The 16990-nt window shown below is 52.6% G+C and carries 22 protein-coding genes; 7 read left to right on the top strand and 15 right to left on the bottom strand.

What is annotated here, in order from left to right:
• The 9 genes from NA197_RS12365 to fkpA form a co-directional block, all read right to left on the bottom strand.
• A partial coding sequence (locus tag NA197_RS12365) for a GTP-binding protein (protein ID WP_000031661.1) occupies positions 1-212 on the bottom strand: 212 nt, incomplete at its 3' end.
• A gap of 71 nt (positions 213-283) precedes the next feature.
• Positions 284-2398 carry an elongation factor G gene (gene fusA / locus NA197_RS12360; RefSeq protein ID WP_064043237.1) on the bottom strand — a complete coding sequence of 705 codons (2115 nt, stop codon included), beginning with the start codon at positions 2396-2398 and terminating at the stop codon, positions 284-286.
• A 96-nt stretch (positions 2399-2494) separates the two neighbouring features.
• Entirely contained in the window at positions 2495-2965 is a 471-nt protein-coding gene (rpsG, locus tag NA197_RS12355) for a 30S ribosomal protein S7 (protein WP_001138042.1), read from the bottom strand.
• Between the two features lie 95 nt (positions 2966-3060).
• Positions 3061-3435, bottom strand: coding sequence for a 30S ribosomal protein S12 (gene rpsL / locus NA197_RS12350; RefSeq protein WP_000246815.1), 375 nt, complete (start codon positions 3433-3435; stop codon positions 3061-3063).
• A gap of 125 nt (positions 3436-3560) precedes the next feature.
• On the bottom strand, positions 3561-3848 hold the full coding sequence (gene tusB, locus NA197_RS12345; RefSeq protein ID WP_000903400.1) for a sulfurtransferase complex subunit TusB: 288 nt from the start codon (positions 3846-3848) through the stop codon (positions 3561-3563).
• A 7-nt stretch (positions 3849-3855) separates the two neighbouring features.
• The gene (gene tusC, locus NA197_RS12340) at positions 3856-4212 is read right to left on the bottom strand and encodes a sulfurtransferase complex subunit TusC (protein ID WP_000820704.1); all 357 of its coding nucleotides are present in this window, start codon (positions 4210-4212) and stop codon (positions 3856-3858) included.
• Entirely contained in the window at positions 4212-4598 is a 387-nt protein-coding gene (gene tusD, locus NA197_RS12335) for a sulfurtransferase complex subunit TusD (protein ID WP_001268010.1), read from the bottom strand. Before tusD ends, tusC begins: the two co-directional genes overlap by 1 nt.
• Complete coding sequence (locus NA197_RS12330; RefSeq protein ID WP_000091471.1) at positions 4598-5320, bottom strand: helix-turn-helix transcriptional regulator; 723 nt, start codon at positions 5318-5320, stop codon at positions 4598-4600. Before NA197_RS12330 ends, tusD begins: the two co-directional genes overlap by 1 nt.
• Positions 5321-5595: 275 nt before the next feature.
• Positions 5596-6414 carry an FKBP-type peptidyl-prolyl cis-trans isomerase gene (gene fkpA / locus NA197_RS12325; RefSeq protein WP_000838227.1) on the bottom strand — a complete coding sequence of 273 codons (819 nt, stop codon included), beginning with the start codon at positions 6412-6414 and terminating at the stop codon, positions 5596-5598.
• Between the two features lie 219 nt (positions 6415-6633).
• On the opposite strand from fkpA, the gene NA197_RS12320 reads away from it, so the two are divergent.
• Positions 6634-6852 carry a protein SlyX gene (locus NA197_RS12320; RefSeq protein WP_001152701.1) on the top strand — a complete coding sequence of 73 codons (219 nt, stop codon included), beginning with the start codon at positions 6634-6636 and terminating at the stop codon, positions 6850-6852.
• 188 nt (positions 6853-7040) lie between these two features.
• Here the strand turns inward: NA197_RS12320 and slyD are convergent, their stop codons facing one another.
• From slyD to kefG, 4 genes are all read right to left on the bottom strand, one after another.
• The gene (gene slyD / locus NA197_RS12315) at positions 7041-7631 is read right to left on the bottom strand and encodes a peptidylprolyl isomerase (protein WP_000861341.1); all 591 of its coding nucleotides are present in this window, start codon (positions 7629-7631) and stop codon (positions 7041-7043) included.
• Between the two features lie 94 nt (positions 7632-7725).
• On the bottom strand, positions 7726-7926 hold the full coding sequence (locus NA197_RS12310; RefSeq protein WP_001007735.1) for a YheV family putative zinc ribbon protein: 201 nt from the start codon (positions 7924-7926) through the stop codon (positions 7726-7728).
• Positions 7927-7936: 10 nt separating this feature from the next.
• Complete coding sequence (gene kefB, locus NA197_RS12305) at positions 7937-9742, bottom strand: glutathione-regulated potassium-efflux system protein KefB (RefSeq protein ID WP_064043238.1); 1806 nt, start codon at positions 9740-9742, stop codon at positions 7937-7939.
• Positions 9742-10293: a glutathione-regulated potassium-efflux system ancillary protein KefG gene (kefG, locus tag NA197_RS12300; RefSeq protein WP_000081820.1), complete on the bottom strand. Its 552-nt coding sequence runs from the start codon at positions 10291-10293 to the stop codon at positions 9742-9744. The genes kefB and kefG overlap by 1 nt, the downstream gene beginning before the upstream one ends.
• A gap of 265 nt (positions 10294-10558) precedes the next feature.
• On the opposite strand from kefG, the gene NA197_RS12295 reads away from it, so the two are divergent.
• Positions 10559-12466 (top strand): ABC transporter ATP-binding protein, encoded by a 1908-nt coding sequence (locus NA197_RS12295; RefSeq protein WP_000634756.1) that lies wholly within the window; start codon positions 10559-10561, stop codon positions 12464-12466.
• A 144-nt stretch (positions 12467-12610) separates the two neighbouring features.
• A complete protein-coding gene (locus NA197_RS12290) occupies positions 12611-12832 on the top strand; it encodes a LysR family transcriptional regulator (RefSeq protein WP_064043239.1) in 222 nt (73 codons plus the stop codon).
• A gap of 1 nt (position 12833) precedes the next feature.
• On the opposite strand, the gene NA197_RS12285 is transcribed toward NA197_RS12290, so the two are convergent.
• Positions 12834-13145 (bottom strand): monooxygenase, encoded by a 312-nt coding sequence (locus tag NA197_RS12285; protein ID WP_000047690.1) that lies wholly within the window; start codon positions 13143-13145, stop codon positions 12834-12836.
• A gap of 197 nt (positions 13146-13342) precedes the next feature.
• On the opposite strand from NA197_RS12285, the gene NA197_RS12280 reads away from it, so the two are divergent.
• From NA197_RS12280 to NA197_RS12270, 3 genes are read left to right on the top strand one after another with little or no spacing between them, the layout of a single operon-like run.
• On the top strand, positions 13343-14410 hold the full coding sequence (locus tag NA197_RS12280) for a hydrolase (RefSeq protein ID WP_001214115.1): 1068 nt from the start codon (positions 13343-13345) through the stop codon (positions 14408-14410).
• The gene (locus NA197_RS12275; protein ID WP_000586568.1) at positions 14407-14625 is read left to right on the top strand and encodes a YheU family protein; all 219 of its coding nucleotides are present in this window, start codon (positions 14407-14409) and stop codon (positions 14623-14625) included. Before NA197_RS12280 ends, NA197_RS12275 begins: the two co-directional genes overlap by 4 nt.
• A gap of 51 nt (positions 14626-14676) precedes the next feature.
• On the top strand, positions 14677-15546 hold the full coding sequence (locus NA197_RS12270; protein WP_001274690.1) for a phosphoribulokinase: 870 nt from the start codon (positions 14677-14679) through the stop codon (positions 15544-15546).
• A 95-nt stretch (positions 15547-15641) separates the two neighbouring features.
• Here NA197_RS12270 and NA197_RS12265 read toward each other — a convergent pair whose 3' ends face one another.
• Complete coding sequence (locus NA197_RS12265; protein WP_001148919.1) at positions 15642-16046, bottom strand: OsmC family protein; 405 nt, start codon at positions 16044-16046, stop codon at positions 15642-15644.
• A 307-nt stretch (positions 16047-16353) separates the two neighbouring features.
• Between NA197_RS12265 and crp the strand changes: the two genes are divergently transcribed.
• On the top strand, positions 16354-16986 hold the full coding sequence (gene crp, locus NA197_RS12260; protein WP_000242758.1) for a cAMP-activated global transcriptional regulator CRP: 633 nt from the start codon (positions 16354-16356) through the stop codon (positions 16984-16986).
• The last annotated feature ends 4 nt before the right edge of the window (positions 16987-16990 follow it).

Below are 16990 nucleotides of genomic sequence, written 5' to 3'. Positions count from 1 at the left end.
TCGTATTCAACGTGAGAAGTGTTGATGGTGATACCACGCGCTTTTTCTTCCGGCGCGTTATCGATCTGGTCGAATGCACGAGCAGCACCGCCGTAGGTTTTAGCCAGTACGGTGGTGATTGCAGCGGTCAGGGTAGTTTTACCGTGGTCAACGTGGCCGATGGTGCCGACGTTAACGTGCGGTTTTGTACGTTCAAATTTTTCTTTAGACACGGCTATATTCCTTACTATAGCGCTCTCCCCTTCAGGAGAGAGCACGGGATTTTGGTTTTTAACCCTGCGGCTTATTTACCACGGGCTTCGATTACGGCCTGAGCAACGTTGTTCGGCGCATCATCATACTTCAGGAATTCCATAGTGTACGATGCGCGACCTTTGGTCAGAGAACGCAGCTGAGTTGCATATCCGAACATTTCAGACAGCGGTACTTCAGCGTGGATCTTAACGCCTGTAACTTCAGATTCCTGACCTTTGAGCATACCACGACGGCGGCTAAGGTCGCCGATAACGTCACCGGTATTCTCTTCAGGTGTTTCTACTTCAACCTTCATGATCGGCTCAAGCAGAACTGGTTTTGCTTTCTTAAAGCCTTCTTTAAAGGCGATAGACGCAGCCAGTTTAAACGCCAGCTCAGAGGAGTCAACGTCATGGTAAGAACCGAAGTGCAGACGCACGCCGAGATCAACTACCGGATAACCCGCCAGCGGGCCAGATTTCAGCTGCTCCTGGATGCCTTTATCAACGGCCGGGATGTATTCGCCAGGAATTACACCACCTTTGATGTCGTTGATGAACTCGTAACCTTTCGGGTTAGAGCCCGGCTCCAGCGGGTACATGTCGATAACAACATGACCATACTGACCGCGACCACCAGACTGTTTCGCGTGTTTACCTTCGATGTCGGTAACTTTCGCGCGAATCGCTTCGCGGTAAGCAACCTGAGGTTTACCCACGTTAGCTTCAACGTTGAATTCACGCTTCATACGGTCAACGATGATATCCAGGTGAAGTTCACCCATACCAGCGATGATGGTCTGGTTAGATTCTTCATCAGTCCATACGCGGAATGACGGGTCTTCTTTCGCCAGACGGCCCAGAGCCAGACCCATTTTTTCCTGGTCAGCTTTGGTTTTCGGTTCTACCGCGATGGAGATTACCGGCTCAGGGAATTCCATACGTTCCAGAATGATCGGGTTTTCCGGCTCACACAGGGTGTCACCGGTAGTCACGTCTTTCAGGCCGATAGCAGCCGCGATGTCGCCCGCGCGAACTTCTTTGATCTCTTCACGTTTGTTAGCGTGCATCTGAACGATACGACCGAAACGCTCACGTGCGGTTTTCACGGAGTTCAGTACGGTATCACCAGAGTTAACCACACCGGAGTACACACGGAAGAAGGTCAGGTTACCCACAAACGGGTCGGTAGCGATTTTGAACGCCAGCGCAGAGAACGGCTCGTCGTCGCTTGCGTGACGCTCAGCCGGAGTATCTTTACCGTCGTCCAGAATACCGTTGATCGCAGGTACGTCTACCGGGGATGGCAGGTAATCAATTACCGCATCCAGCATCGCCTGAACACCTTTGTTCTTGAATGCAGAACCACAGGTTACCAGGATGATTTCGTTGTTCAGAACGCGCTGACGCAGAGCTTGTTTGATCTCTTCTTCAGTCAGTTCTTCACCACCCAGGTATTTTTCCATCAGCTCTTCAGAAGCTTCTGCGGCGGACTCGATCAGGTTCTGGTGCCATTCGTTAGCCAGGTCCTGCATGTCAGCCGGGATATCTTCGTATTCGAAGGTAACGCCCTGGTCGGCATCGTTCCAGTTGATGGCTTTCATTTTCACCAGGTCAACAACGCCGGTGAAACCTTCTTCAGCACCAATTGCCAGCTGCAGCGGAACCGGGTTCGCGCCCAGACGGGTTTTGATCTGACCAACAACTTTCAGGAAGTTCGCGCCCATGCGGTCCATTTTGTTAACGAACGCAATGCGCGGGACTTTGTATTTGTTTGCCTGACGCCATACGGTTTCAGACTGCGGCTGAACACCACCAACTGCGCAGTAAACCATTACCGCACCATCGAGAACACGCATGGAACGTTCTACTTCGATAGTGAAGTCAACGTGCCCCGGGGTGTCGATGATGTTGATGCGATGCGGTTCATACTGCTTAGCCATACCAGACCAGAATGCAGTAGTCGCTGCGGAGGTGATAGTAATACCACGCTCCTGCTCCTGCTCCATCCAGTCCATGGTAGCTGCGCCGTCATGAACTTCACCGATTTTGTGGTTTACACCGGTGTAGAACAGAATACGTTCGGTAGTAGTGGTTTTACCGGCGTCGATGTGCGCACTGATACCGATATTACGGTAGCGTGCGATGGGTGTTGTACGAGCCATTTGATTCCTCGTTGATATCTTTAGGCGTTCAGTTAAGTTATCCAAAACGGGCGACTTACCTGAAGCGCCCGCCTGGTGACTATGACTCCGAAGGGATTACCAACGGTAGTGTGCGAACGCCTTGTTGGCTTCTGCCATACGGTGAACGTCTTCACGTTTCTTAACTGCAGTACCTTTGTTGTCTGCAGCATCAGAAAGTTCGTTCGCCAGGCGCAGAGCCATGGATTTATCACCGCGTTTACGAGCAGCTTCTACGATCCAACGCATTGCCAGAGCATTACGACGGACCGGACGGACTTCAACTGGTACCTGATAAGTAGAACCACCTACACGGCGGGATTTAACTTCTACAGTCGGGCGAACGTTTTCGAGAGCGACTTCGAAAGCTTCCAGTTCAGATTTACCAGAACGCTGAGCCAGGGTCTCCAGCGCGCTGTATACGATTGATTCTGCAGTAGATTTTTTACCATCTACCATCAGGATATTGACAAATTTAGCCAGCAGTTCTGATCCGAACTTCGGATCCGGCAGAATTTTACGCTGACCAATGACGCGACGACGTGGCATGGAAATACTCCGTTGTTAATTCAGGATTGTCCAAAACTCTACGAGTTTAGTTTGACATTAATTTAAAACGTTTGGCCTTACTTAACGGAGAACCATTAAGCCTTAGGACGCTTCACGCCGTACTTAGAACGAGCTTGCTTACGGTCTTTAACGCCGGAGCAGTCAAGCGCGCCACGAACGGTGTGGTAACGAACACCCGGGAGGTCTTTAACACGACCGCCACGGATCAGGATCACGGAGTGCTCCTGCAGGTTGTGACCTTCACCACCGATGTAGGAAGTCACTTCAAAACCGTTAGTCAGACGAACACGGCAAACTTTACGCAGTGCGGAGTTCGGTTTTTTAGGAGTGGTAGTATATACACGAGTACATACGCCACGTTTTTGCGGGCATGCTTCCAGCGCAGGCACGTTGCTTTTCGCAACTTTGCGAGCACGTGGTTTGCGTACCAGCTGGTTAACTGTTGCCATTAAATAGCTCCTGGTTTTAGCTTTTGCTTCGTAAACACGTAATAAAACGCCCTCACACAATATGAGGACGCCGAATTTTAGGGCGGTGTCGAAAAGGTGTCAAGAAATATACAACGATCCCGCCATCACCAGGCCATCTGGTTGGCATACTTAACCGTGAGTCTGACAAACTCAGTATAGTCAACCCTGACGACACTGTCTGAAATTTGACCACCCAGGCCGCGGGCGTCAATGTCTTCTTTCAAGGCATAGACTGTTATGGGGGCATCGCGCAGACTTTCAAGGAAGCGGTTACCTTCAATCGCGACGGTAACGCCATCCTGGAGCAACAAAAGCGCATCGCCCTCTTTTAGCAGGCGCAGCAAAGCGGGAAAATCAACGCTCGAAGCGCAATGAGGTAAGGTATGCAGCATAAACGCCTCAGAATCTCAGGATGACATCATAGTTGCCAAGCTCGCGGCGTAACGCCACGGGTTCCAGCGGCGTGGCGTCTACCACAAAATTAATGTTCTCCAGACCACGCTCGCGCAGCGATGCCGCGCAGATCCAGCATTGATCAATATCGTACAAATCAAAGAGCTTGAAAGTAGCAATATAGTCACGCGCCAGCACAGCGTCTGGTTTTTGTCCCGGTAATAACTGAAAGACGCCGTCGCTGATAAAAAAGACGCCCAGCGCTTCCGTTAGCGCTGACGTCGCCAGCAGCGCATCCAGTCCTTCACGGCCTGAGGCGCTGCCGTGCGGCGCGGTGGAAAAGACAAATGCAATACGTTTCATTAAAACTGCACCACCCGATCGCAGGTGAGAGATGCCTCCGCCAGCGCGCCCAGGCCGCTTAGCGTAAAGCCCGGCTGAAGATTGGCGGACGGCAACGCCAGTCTGCCGGCTTCAGTTTCATCAATAATACCGCGACGAAGCGCCGCCGCGACACAGATGTTCAGCGCTACGCCATGCTGCGTATTCAATTTCTGCCAGGCGCGTACCAGATCATATTCATCGCTCGCCGGCGAGGTCAGGAGATTGGCGTTATAGACCCCTTCCCGATAGAAAAAGACGCTGGCTAACTCATGCCCCTCATTGAGCAGCGCGTGGGCGAACTGCAATGCGCTGCTGGCCTGCTGGGTGCCATATGCCGGCCCGGTGACCATAATGGCATAACGCATTATTTATCCTGCCCCTGAAAATCGCCGCTTTTGAACTGGCGAATATAGAGGTAAACCGTGTGTTTTGAGATATTCAGACGATCGGCTACCTGGTTAATGGCGTCTTTAATATCGAAAATGCCTTTTTCGTACAGGTTAAGGACGATCTGACGATTTTTCGCGTTGTTAGAGACATTACGATCGGCATTCACTTCTTCGATCGTGAACTCCAGCGTCTGGGTGACTAAATCTTCGACTGAGGAGGCAAAATTAACCGCTGAGCCGACTTCCGGTGTTTCCGGCGGAATAAAGGTATTCATAATCTGTGAAAATGGCACATCAAGATTCATGTTGATGCACAGTAGACCAATGACACGCTGCTCGCGGTTGCGAATGGCAATCGTCAACGACTTCATCAAGACACCGCTTTTCGCGCGCGTGAAATAGCATTTCGACACGCTACTGTCCGCCCCTGTCATGTCGTGCAACATGCGCAACGCCAGGTCGGTAATCGGCGAGCCAATTTTACGGCCCGTATGTTCGCCATTGGCAATACGAATGGCTGAACATTTTAGATCCTGCAAAGAGTGCAATACGATTTCACAATGGGAACCTATAAGCATCGCTAACCCGTCCACTACCGCTTCGTAGGATTTCAGAATATCGAAGTCGGTTTGCTCGAAGGGACGCTGATCCAGCAAATCAAGTTCACTGGTTTCGTTGGTTAAAAGCGACCTGGACATGAAAAAAAACACTCCTTTTCAGGAGCCTGTCGTTATGTTTTCAGGGCAGGCTCATTATTTACGCGGATGATTAAATTAATACAGTGAGGGTTCCTCTTTCCAGTACTAATTTGCTCGTCTATTTCAGACTACGTGTGCGTTGGCGGTCATTCAGCCTACGGTCTCGCCCTTAACGACCAGCGCAAGCGCCGTTATCCGCAAATCAAATTATGGTGAGTAATATATCCGGCCTGCATAAAAAAACCGCCGCTATTACAAGCGGCGGCTCTCAGTTTTTATTTTTTAGCAGCATCTGCGGCTTTAGCGTCAGCCGCATCGGCAGGTTTAGCATCCGCTTTCGGCGCTGGTTTGATATCCAGCAGCTCTACGTCGAATACCAGGGTTGAGTTTGCCGGGATCCCCGGAACGCCCGTTTTACCGTAGGCCAGCTCAGGTGGGATAACCAGCTTGATCTTGCCGCCTTTCTTAATATTTTTCAGCCCTTCAGTCCAGCCAGGGATAACGCCGTCCAGACGGAAGGAGAGCGGTTCGCCGCGCGTGTAAGAGTTATCAAACTCTTTACCGTCGATCAGCGTACCTTTGTAGTTCACCACAACGGTATCGCTATCTTTCGGCGCCTCGCCTGTGCCTTCTTTCTCTACTTTGTAAAGCAGGCCGGTAGAGGAGGTTTTCACGCCTTTCTCTTTAGCAAAAGCGTCGCGGAACGTTTTACCTTTTGCTTCGTTATCGGCAGCGTCTTTTTCCATCTTCGCCTGAGCAGCGCTCTTCACGCGTGCTTCAAACGTCTGCAGCGTTTGCTCAATTTCCTGATCGGACAGTTTGCTCTTATCGGCAAAGGCATCCTGAACGCCGGCAATCAACTGATCTTTATCCAGTTTAATGCCCAACTTTTCCTGCTCTTTAAGCGAATTTTCCATGTAACGACCCAGCGAGGCGCCCAGCGCATAAGCCGCTTTTTGATCGTCGTTTTTAAATGCTGCTTTGCTATCAGCGGTAGCTGCCGGTTTCGCCGCATCAGCAGCAAAAGTGATCGGTGCGTGCATAGCAACGGCCATCGTAGTTGCCAGCAGCGTGGCTTTAAACAGTGATTTCATCCATATCTCCAGGGCCGGGGCATCTCGCCCCATGTTAACTTACGTAAGAAGCGTACTATAAATCGTTGCAGAACAAATCAACATACGAACACGCCCTATTATCACTTCTTTTCAGACTCTTTTTGTTTAAATTAGTTTCGCAGGGCGCGTAATGGTTGCTGTGAAAGCCGGTAAAGTTAAGTAGAATCCGCCGACGGAGACAACATAAAGAGGTACATCATGCAGGATATCACGATGGAAGCTCGTCTGGCTGAACTGGAAAGCCGTCTGGCGTTCCAGGAGATTACCATAGAAGAACTAAACCTGACGGTAACCGCACATGAAATGGAGATGGCGAAGCTGCGCGATCATCTGCGTTTGCTCACGGAAAAGTTAAAAGCCAGTCAGCCGTCAAATATCGCCTCTCAGGCAGAAGAAACGCCGCCGCCGCATTATTGAGACGAAAAAAAAGCGGGGTTAACCCGCTTTTTTTGTGCCCGATGATTTATCGAACCAATGATAATACCCTAAGGATTTCGAGTCACAGCAAGGCGGCAAGCTTGAAAATTCCCCGGGAGCATAGATAACTATGTGACCGGGGTTTGAAAGCGTAGCCAACACCGCGGTGGCTTGAAAGACGACGGGGATTAATGGCAGCCGCAGCCGCCTTTACCACCACCGCCGCAGCAGCCTTCGCCGCCGTGCTCGTGACCATGGTCATGACCATGACCGCCACAGCAGCCGTCTTCACCGTGATCGTGGTGGTGATCGTGCGCGCCGTGAACATGACCGTGAGCCAGTTCTTCTTCAGTCGCTTCACGAATCGCAACAACTTCTACGTTAAATTTCAGATTCTGGCCAGCCAGCATGTGGTTACCATCAACCACAACGTGATCGTCTTCCACTTCGGTAATTTCTACCGGTACCGGGCCCTGGTCGGTTTCCGCCAGGAAACGCATCCCTACCTGCAGTTCATCAACGCCCATAAAGACGTCTTTAGGCACACGCTGCACCAGATTTTCGTCATACTGGCCGTAAGCGTCGTTCGCGCCAACAGCGACATCAAATTTGTCGCCAACTTCATGGCCTTCCAGCGCCGTTTCCAGGCCAGAGATCAGAGAGCCGTGGCCGTGCAGGTAATCCAGCGGCGCACTCACCGGAGACTCATCAACCAACACACCGTCTTCTGTACGTACCTGATAGGCCAGGCTGACCACCAGGTCTTTTGCTACTTTCATGATATCTCCTGAGCATGGGAAGAATAGTGGCGCAGATTGTAGCGGAATTCTGCAGCCGTGTACCCCTTAGCTTAAAAAAACCTGCGGCATATCGCTAGTCCGGATGAAAAATCCCGATCACTTGCTCTTCTTTGCGAACATGCTCGCGAACGTCTTTATCCGCTTCCCGCATTTGATGCCCGCACTTAACGCATTCAACAATATCGACATTATTTTCACGCCACATCGCCATTGTATCCTGCGCCTGACAGGCCGGACATTTCGCGCCTGCAATAAAACGTTTACGGATTGCCATTGTTTTACCCCTACTCAAATTCATCCCAGCCATCCAGCTGGCGCCGCTCCTGTTGCATTTCGCGCTGAAAAATCTCCTCCAGCTCGCGTCGGGCCTCTCTGGCGCGCGAAATCTGTACCATGTCGCTATGCTCCGGGATCAGCTCCCGCAGCATTCGCATATCCAGCCGACGAAAATGCAACTGCGCGCGTTGCGCCTGATGCGGATGCATACCTAACGACACCAGAGTTTTACGTCCCAGTTCCAGCGCGCTGGAAAACGTTTCACGGGAAAACTGCGTGACGCCAGCCTGTAATAACTCATGGGCCTCCACACGTCCACGCGCTCGCGCAAGAATATGCAGATGAGGAAAATGCTGCTGACACAACTCCACCAGCTTCATCGTGTCTTCCGGTTCATTACACGTGATGACTATCGACTCTGCCGCCTCCGCGCCCGCAGAACGCAGCAGCTCGACTTGTGTAGCGTCGCCGTAATACACTTTATAACCATATTTGCGCATCAGATTAACGGCGCCGATATCGCGTTCCAGCACGGTGATACGCATCTTATTCGCCATCAATAAGCGAGCGATCACCTGACCAAAACGGCCAAAGCCGACGACAATCACCTGGGGCTTATCATCCTCAACCCACGGCTTTTCATCATTCTCTTCCGGGCCATTAAGACGGCGCGATAACCACTTATCAATCCCTTTCATCAGTAGCGGCGTGGTCATCATTGATAATGTGACAGTCACCAATAATAACGCCATCTGATCGCCCTGAAACAGGCGCTGAGAAGAGGCGGTAGAAAAGAGCACAAAAGCGAACTCGCCCCCCTGACTCAGCACGCTGGCAAACTGCATCCGTTCAGAACTTCTTATTCCATATAGCCGCGCCAGCAGATACAGCGTCAGCATTTTTATGACGACCAGAATAACAACGCTCGCCGCCACCCACAGTAAATGGGTATAAAGTACGCCGAGATTTAGCGACATACCGACGGAGATAAAGAACAGCCCAAGCAGTAAACCTTTAAAGGGATCGATAGCATTTTCCAGCTCATGCCGGTATTCGCTCTCTGCCAGTAAAACGCCGGCAATGAAGGTTCCCAGGGCCATCGACAGTCCCAGCGCATCCATAAATAAGGCGGCGCTCAACACCAGCAACAGCGTCGCGGCAGTGAAGACCTCCCGCACGCCAGACGCAGCAATAAAACGAAATACCGGGCGCAGCAGGTAACGACCGCCAATCAGCATTACCGCGAAAGCCAGTACCTTCATTGCCACTTTAAACCAGTCGAAATGCTCGTCGGCCGATCCCGCCAATAAAGGCACCAACGCCAGCGCGGGGATCACCGCTAAATCCTGAAACAGTAAGACGGAAAACCCTAACTGCCCGGACTCGCTACGACTCATGCCTTTCTCGCGCATCAGTTGTAGCGCCATCGCCGTCGAAGACATCGCCAGGCCAATCCCGCCGACGACCGCCGCCTGCCATAAGAAATCAGCAAGCATCAATAATCCCGCCAGCACCGCCGCGCTTAACAGCACCTGAGCAGCGCCGACGCCGAAGATAGAGCGCCGCAGTTGCCAAAGCCGTGACGGATTGAGTTCGAGACCAATGATAAACATCAGAAACACGACGCCCAGTTCGGAAAAGTGCAGGATCTCGTCAACGTCGCTGATAAATCCCAGCCCCCACGGGCCAATCGCAATTCCCGCCAGCAGATAACCTAATACCGCGCCGATGCCCAGCCTCGCGGCTAACGGCACCGCCGCTACCGCTGCGAAGAGGAACAACACTCCCGCGGTCAATAAATCAGCACCTTCCATCAATAGCCTCCCGCGCTCACAGGATTCGCCAGCCACTCGCCATAGGCTTTCGCATGACTGGCCAGCGTCTGCGGCGACTGGCGGCGCGCCCAGTACACAATAATGGGCGGCATCCAGTGCATCCGGCACATGGCCGCGGTCAGTTCAAAAGGGCGGAGTACATCGCTCATTGGGTAGCGGTTTAGCGCGTCATACCGGTAAGCGCTCTCCGGCTCGCCGGTCGTAATCACGCTACGCCAGTACTTTCCCACCAGTTGGTTTCCCCCTGGTCCGCTGGCGAACCCTCGACTCAAAACGCGATCAAGCCATTCTTTCAGTAAAGCCGGACAGCTATAGGTGTAAAGGGGATGCTGAAAAACAATGACGTCGTGCTCACGTAACAGGGCTTGTTCATAGGGCGTGTCGATAAAAAAATCAGGATAGCGCGCATAAAGATCGTGCACGGTTACGTTATTGTGCTGTATGGCCGGTTTAAGCAGTACCCGGTTAGCAACCGAGTCCTGAGATTCCGGATGGGCATACAACAGCAAGACTTTCGCTGGCTGAGACATCAATCCCCCTCCCGGTTGTTTTGGGTCGATACATGCCATTCTTCAGGCCGCTTCTACGTTGACAGCGTTTGTTCAACTCAGGAACGTACTCTATGTCCGCCGCTGGGGATTAATGAGAGATATTCTTGTCTCTCACCAAAGGCGGCCTGAATGATTTTGTGTATCGTTGTTGTTTTGAGCTACCATTGCGCTCCAGCGCGGCGGTACGCCCGAATATTACATTATCATAATGATAAATTAACATAGTCTGAACATACGGCGCCTTATGATTGTTTTCTCCTCGTTACAAATTCGTCGCGGCGTGCGCGTCCTACTGGACAATGCCTCGGCTACCATTAATCCAGGCCAGAAAGTCGGCCTGGTGGGTAAAAACGGCTGCGGTAAATCTACCCTGCTGGCATTGCTAAAAAATGAAATCAGCGCCGATGCCGGGAGTTTTACCCTGCCCGGAACCTGGCAATTAGCGTGGGTGAATCAGGAAACACCTGCGTTGCCTCAGCCAGCGATTGAGTATGTCATTGACGGCGACCGTGAATACCGGCATCTGGAGGCGCAGCTTAACGACGCCAACGAACGTAACGACGGACATGCTATCGCCTCCATACACGGCAAGCTGGACGCCATCGACGCATGGACCGTTCGCTCGCGCGCCGCCAGCCTGTTACACGGCCTCGGCTTCTCTAACGATCAGCTGGAACGTCCGGTCAGCGACTTTTCCGGCGGCTGGCGGATGCGCCTTAACCTGGCCCAGGCGCTGATTTGCCGTTCCGATTTACTGCTGCTCGACGAACCGACCAACCACCTCGATCTGGATGCCGTTATCTGGCTGGAAAAATGGCTGAAGAGCTATCCGGGCACCCTGATTCTGATCTCCCACGATCGCGATTTTCTTGACCCGATAGTGGATAAAATTATCCATATCGAACAGCAGACTCTGTTCGAGTACACCGGCAACTACAGCGCGTTTGAAGTTCAGCGCGCCACGCGCCTGGCGCAACAGCAGGCGATGTATGAGAGTCAGCAGGAACGTGTGGCGCATCTGCAAAGCTACATCGACCGTTTCCGCGCCAAGGCCACCAAGGCCAAGCAGGCGCAAAGCCGTATCAAGATGCTGGAGCGTATGGAGCTGATTGCGCCGGCTCATGTCGACAACCCGTTCCATTTCAGCTTCCGCGCGCCGGAAAGCCTGCCGAACCCGCTGCTGAAGATGGAAAAAGTCAGCGCAGGTTATGGCGATCGCATCATTCTGGAATCCATCAAGCTGAACCTGGTGCCCGGCTCGCGTATCGGCCTGCTGGGTCGCAACGGCGCGGGGAAATCGACGCTGATCAAGCTGCTGGCGGGCGAACTGGAACCGTTGCACGGTGAAATCGGCCTCGCCAAAGGCATTAAGCTCGGCTACTTCGCCCAGCACCAACTGGAGTTCCTGCGCGCCGATGAATCCCCGCTGCAACATATGGCGCGTCTGGCGCCGCAGGAACTGGAGCAGAAGCTGCGCGACTATCTCGGCGGCTTCGGTTTCCAGGGCGACAAAGTAACGGAAGAGACGCAACGTTTCTCCGGCGGCGAGAAAGCGCGCCTGGTACTGGCGCTGATCGTCTGGCAGCGTCCAAATCTGCTGCTGCTCGATGAACCGACCAACCACCTGGATCTCGACATGCGTCAGGCGCTCACCGAAGCGCTGATTGATTTCGAAGGCGCATTGGTCGTCGTGTCGCACGACCGCCACCTGATTCGCTCCACCACTGACGACCTCTATCTGGTTCACGACAAAAAGGTCGAACCGTTCGACGGCGACCTGGAGGATTATCAGCAGTGGCTGAGTGACGTGCAGAAACAGGAAAACCAGGCCGACGACGCACCGAAGGAAAACAACGCCAACAGCGCTCAGTCACGCAAAGATCAGAAGCGTCGCGAAGCCGAGCTACGCACTCTAACGCAGCCGCTGCGTAAAGAGATTACCCGTCTGGAAAAAGAGATGGAAAAGCTCAACGCCCAACTGGCGCAGGCGGAAGAGAAGCTTGGCGACAGCAGCCTGTATGACCCAAGCCGTAAAGCGGAGATGACCGAGTGTCTGCAACTGCAGGCCAGCGCCAAATCCGGGCTGGAAGAATGTGAAATGGCATGGCTTGAGGCGCAGGAGCAGCTTGAGCAGATGATGCAGAACGACTAAGAGCCTATCCCATTAAGCTATTTTATTCGCCATTTTAGGGCCGGGCAGTGCTCGAAATCCTCACGGTTTCTGCGCGCTGTCCGGCCCCAAACTGGCTTCAACAATTACGCCTACTGGGATAGGCTCTAACGCACGGGGCGGACGATGAACCTGCCAATCACCGATGACATTACCTTCCGCAAGCTCACCATCTTCATGATGTTTGTGGAGAAGGGTAACATCGCCCGCACCGCCGAGGCGCTGCACACGCTGAAAGAGAACGTTCGTTGTCCGCTGTTCGTCCATAAAGGCCTCTTAGGTACTCGCCCTGGTATAAAGATTACCGTTGCGGTCGGCAGCACCGGAACAGAAGGCTGCGTTATGTGATTTAGCGGCAAAGGTTGCCGTGATTTATTTTCGTCAGCGCGTCGTTCACGCCAAATAATGTAAACGTCACCTCATCAACGCCAAGATTTTTCAGACGCGCAGTGTGTTTTTTAATATAAGCCTGCGCCGTTTCTTCGGATTCAAACAAGTAAATGCCGCCAGCTTGCTGGTTTTTCTCGCTTTCTGTCCAGATTTTCCAGATGAAGCCCGGCTCCTCATTGATAGACTCCGCCAGCCCGACCAGTTGCTGAGTCATCTCCTCACCAAAAGGGCCGCTAAAGTTAAAATGGATCTGTAAAAGTGTCTTCGACATGCCTTCTCCTTGAGTCACATAACTATCGTGTTGCCACACTACCACGATTAATTCGGCTGATGCAGAGGTTCACGCGATTTCTGTGGGGTATTGCGCGCGCCTTGCATACCGCCCCCTCTGGTGAAATGAGGCGCAATTTTATTTCGCCAGACGACCAATTGAACGTAAAATCACATATTGACTAATCTGTGAACCTTATGCGCGGTATAGTATTGTTTCCAATTATCAATTGTTCTGGTGCTATGGTTGAGATCACGTCCACAGAAATGACCCCGCCTGTCAATGACTCGCATGAATTTATTCCCATGCGTGGCATTCGTAATCGCCATTTACAAACTATGCTGCCGCGCTTAATCCGCCGCAAAGTGAAGTTCAACGCCCACTGGCAGCGGCTGGAGCTACCGGACGGCGATTTTGTCGATCTGGCATGGAGCGAAGAACCGCAACAGGCAAAGCATAAACCGCGGCTGGTGGTCTTTCACGGTCTGGAAGGCAGCCTGAACAGCCCCTATGCCCACGGGCTGATTGAGGCGGCGCAAAAGCGCGGCTGGCTGGGCGTGGTGATGCACTTTCGCGGCTGTAGCGGCGAACCCAACCGTCTGAATCGTATTTACCACTCCGGTGAAACGGAGGACGGAGCCTGGTTTTTACGCTGGTTACAGCGGGAGTTCGGCGCCGTTCCGACAGCCGCCGTGGGCTATTCGCTCGGCGGTAATATGCTGGCGTGCCTGCTGGCGAAAGAAGGCCGCGATATTCCCATCGAGGCGGCGGTGATTGTTTCTGCGCCCTTTGTTCTCGAAGCCTGTAGCTACCACATGGACAAAGGGTTTTCCCGCGTCTATCAGCGTTATTTGCTTAATCTGTTAAAAGCGAATGCGTCACGCAAGCTGGCGGCGTATCCCGGGTCGCTGCCGGTGAATCTGGCGCAACTGAAATCAATGCGCCGTATTCGCGAGTTTGACGACCTGATCACCGCGAAAATTCACGGCTTTGCCGACGCCATCGACTACTATCGTCAGTGTAGCGCCATGCCGTTGCTTAACCAGATTGCTAAACCGACGCTGATTATTCACGCTAAAGACGATCCGTTTATGGATCATCACGTGATCCCTAAAGCGGAAGATCTGCCCCCGCAGGTGGAGTATCAGCTGACTGAGCATGGCGGACACGTAGGATTTATCGGCGGTACGCCGCTGCGCCCTGAAATGTGGCTGGAACGCCGAATTCCTGACTGGCTGACAACGTACCTGGAGGCGTCATCATGATCATTCCCTGGCAGGGGCTCGCCCCCGACACGCTGGACAACCTGATCGAAAGCTTTGTGTTGCGCGAAGGCACCGATTATGGTGAACATGAACGTTCGCTTGAACAAAAAGTCGCTGACGTAAAACGCCAACTGCAATCCGGCGAGGCCGTGCTGGTATGGTCTGAATTACATGAAACGGTCAATATTATGCCGAAAAAGCAGTTTCGCGAATAAAACGCCTTTGCCGACAATACATTATTATTAAAGCTCAATCATGGAGTTGCCATGTCAGCCAAACATCCGGTGATAGCAGTAACAGGGTCAAGCGGCGCGGGGACCACCACCACCAGTCTCGCGTTTCGTAAAATTTTCGCGCAGTTAAATCTGCACGCCGCCGAGGTGGAAGGCGACAGTTTTCATCGTTACACCCGCCCGGAAATGGACATGGCGATCCGCAAAGCGCGTGACGCCGGGCGGCATATCAGCTATTTCGGCCCTGAAGCCAATGACTTCAGCCTACTGGAACATACCTTTATTGAGTACGGGCAGACGGGTAAAGGCCAGTCGCGTAAATATCTGCATACCTATGATGAAGCCGTACCGTGGAATCAGGTTCCCGGCACGTTTACGCCCTGGCAGCCGCTACCCGAACCGACCGATGTGCTGTTTTATGAAGGACTGCACGGCGGCGTCGTCACCCCGCAACATGATGTCGCGCGTCATGTTGATCTGTTGGTTGGCGTGGTGCCTATCGTCAACCTCGAGTGGATTCAGAAACTGATTCGCGACACCAGCGAGCGCGGACACTCCCGTGAAGCGGTGATGGATTCCGTGGTGCGTTCCATGGACGACTACATCAATTACATTACGCCGCAGTTCTCGCGTACCCATATTAACTTCCAGCGCGTGCCGACCGTCGACACGTCCAATCCGTTCGCCGCAAAAGGTATTCCCTCGCTGGATGAGAGTTTTGTGGTGATCCATTTCCGCAATCTGGAAGGGATCGATTTTCCCTGGCTTCTGGCGATGCTCCAGGGCTCGTTCATTTCTCACATTAATACATTAGTGGTGCCGGGCGGCAAAATGGGGCTGGCGATGGAGCTGATTATGTTGCCGCTGGTGCAACGATTAATGGAAGGCAAAAAAATCGAATAACCGCGGTGAAATGCCCGATGGCGCTACGCTTATCGGGCCTACGAGATAAAAACGGGTAGGCCGGATAAAGCCACGCCGCCATCCGGCATCACATGTTACGCCGCAATCACTTCATACGAATGGGTAATATTGACCGCTTTTTCCAGCATTAGCGCTACCGAGCAATATTTTTCCGCGGAGAGATCGACAGCGCGCGCGACGGCAGCCTCTTTCAGATCGCTGCCGGTAACGATAAAATGCAGATTAATGTGCGTAAACAGGCGCGGCGCGTCTTCCCGGCGCTCGGATGTCAGCTTCACTTCGCAGTTGGTGACATTCTGACGGCCCTTTTGCAGGATTGATACCACATCAATAGCGCTACATCCGCCAGCCGCCATTAATACCATCTCCATCGGACTCGGCGCTTTGTCACCGGAGTTGCCATCCATTAAAATCTGGTGGCCGGAGGAGGACTCTCCGAGGAATGTGAGTCCTTCAACCCACTTTACACGCGCTTGCATATTTCGTAACTCCAATGTTTCAATTTTCCTGAAAGATTACGCGCATACAACAAAAGTCGCAATGGAAGGCGACCTGGGTCATGCTGAAGCGAGACACCAGGAGACACACGGCGAAAGCTATGCTAAAACAGACAAGATGCTACAGTAATACATTGACGTACTGCATGTATGCAGAGGACATCACATTACAGGCTACAATCTATTTTCGTAGCCCCCTTCCCAGGTAGCGGGAAGTATATTTTTGCAACCCCAGAGACAGTGCCGTTTTCTGGCTCTGGAGACAGCTTATAACAGAGGATAACCGCGCATGGTGCTTGGCAAACCGCAAACAGACCCGACTCTTGAATGGTTCTTGTCTCATTGCCACATTCATAAGTACCCGTCAAAGAGCACGCTGATTCACCAGGGTGAAAAAGCAGAAACGCTGTACTACATCGTTAAAGGCTCCGTGGCAGTGCTGATCAAAGATGAGGAAGGGAAAGAAATGATCCTTTCTTATCTGAATCAGGGTGATTTTATTGGTGAACTGGGCCTGTTTGAAGAAGGCCAGGAACGCAGCGCCTGGGTACGTGCGAAAACCGCATGTGAGGTCGCTGAAATTTCCTACAAAAAATTTCGCCAATTAATCCAGGTCAACCCGGATATTCTGATGCGCCTCTCTTCCCAGATGGCTCGTCGCTTACAAGTCACCTCTGAAAAAGTAGGTAACCTCGCCTTCCTTGACGTCACCGGGCGTATCGCTCAGACGCTGCTGAATCTGGCGAAACAGCCCGATGCCATGACGCACCCGGATGGGATGCAGATCAAAATCACCCGTCAGGAAATCGGCCAGATCGTCGGCTGCTCCCGCGAAACCGTTGGTCGTATTTTGAAAATGCTGGAAGATCAAAACCTGATCTCCGCGCATGGCAAGACCATCGTCGTCTACGGCACCCGTTAATCCC

Origin of the sequence: Salmonella sp. NW884 (assembly GCF_051700745.1) — a bacterium.
GTDB classification, from domain to species: Bacteria; Pseudomonadota; Gammaproteobacteria; order Enterobacterales; family Enterobacteriaceae; genus Salmonella; species Salmonella enterica.
The sequence above is the reverse complement of the archived record's forward strand: the minus strand, read 5'-3'. Positions and strand labels throughout refer to the sequence as shown.

Bases quoted from the DNA above. Each gene is read 5' to 3' on its own strand.
- NA197_RS12280 (WP_001214115.1), top strand. From the start codon at position 13,343: ATGCGCGGTATAGTATTGTTTCCAATTATCAATTGTTCTGGTGCTATG.
- NA197_RS12270 (WP_001274690.1), top strand. From the start codon at position 14,677: ATGTCAGCCAAACATCCGGTGATAGCAGTAACAGGGTCAAGCGGCGCG.
- rpsL (WP_000246815.1), bottom strand. From the start codon at position 3,435: ATGGCAACAGTTAACCAGCTGGTACGCAAACCACGTGCTCGCAAAGTT.
- tusB (WP_000903400.1), bottom strand. From the start codon at position 3,848: ATGCTGCATACCTTACCTCATTGCGCTTCGAGCGTTGATTTTCCCGCT.
- NA197_RS12275 (WP_000586568.1), top strand. From the start codon at position 14,407: ATGATCATTCCCTGGCAGGGGCTCGCCCCCGACACGCTGGACAACCTG.
- fusA (WP_064043237.1), bottom strand. From the start codon at position 2,398: ATGGCTCGTACAACACCCATCGCACGCTACCGTAATATCGGTATCAGT.
- NA197_RS12295 (WP_000634756.1), top strand. From the start codon at position 10,559: ATGATTGTTTTCTCCTCGTTACAAATTCGTCGCGGCGTGCGCGTCCTA.
- slyD (WP_000861341.1), bottom strand. From the start codon at position 7,631: ATGAAAGTAGCAAAAGACCTGGTGGTCAGCCTGGCCTATCAGGTACGT.
- NA197_RS12310 (WP_001007735.1), bottom strand. From the start codon at position 7,926: ATGGCAATCCGTAAACGTTTTATTGCAGGCGCGAAATGTCCGGCCTGT.
- crp (WP_000242758.1), top strand. From the start codon at position 16,354: ATGGTGCTTGGCAAACCGCAAACAGACCCGACTCTTGAATGGTTCTTG.
- NA197_RS12265 (WP_001148919.1), bottom strand. From the start codon at position 16,046: ATGCAAGCGCGTGTAAAGTGGGTTGAAGGACTCACATTCCTCGGAGAG.
- tusC (WP_000820704.1), bottom strand. From the start codon at position 4,212: ATGAAACGTATTGCATTTGTCTTTTCCACCGCGCCGCACGGCAGCGCC.
- kefG (WP_000081820.1), bottom strand. From the start codon at position 10,293: ATGTCTCAGCCAGCGAAAGTCTTGCTGTTGTATGCCCATCCGGAATCT.
- NA197_RS12330 (WP_000091471.1), bottom strand. From the start codon at position 5,320: ATGTCCAGGTCGCTTTTAACCAACGAAACCAGTGAACTTGATTTGCTG.
- NA197_RS12290 (WP_064043239.1), top strand. From the start codon at position 12,611: ATGAACCTGCCAATCACCGATGACATTACCTTCCGCAAGCTCACCATC.
- kefB (WP_064043238.1), bottom strand. From the start codon at position 9,742: ATGGAAGGTGCTGATTTATTGACCGCGGGAGTGTTGTTCCTCTTCGCA.
- rpsG (WP_001138042.1), bottom strand. From the start codon at position 2,965: ATGCCACGTCGTCGCGTCATTGGTCAGCGTAAAATTCTGCCGGATCCG.
- NA197_RS12285 (WP_000047690.1), bottom strand. From the start codon at position 13,145: ATGTCGAAGACACTTTTACAGATCCATTTTAACTTTAGCGGCCCTTTT.
- NA197_RS12320 (WP_001152701.1), top strand. From the start codon at position 6,634: ATGCAGGATATCACGATGGAAGCTCGTCTGGCTGAACTGGAAAGCCGT.
- fkpA (WP_000838227.1), bottom strand. From the start codon at position 6,414: ATGAAATCACTGTTTAAAGCCACGCTGCTGGCAACTACGATGGCCGTT.
- tusD (WP_001268010.1), bottom strand. From the start codon at position 4,598: ATGCGTTATGCCATTATGGTCACCGGGCCGGCATATGGCACCCAGCAG.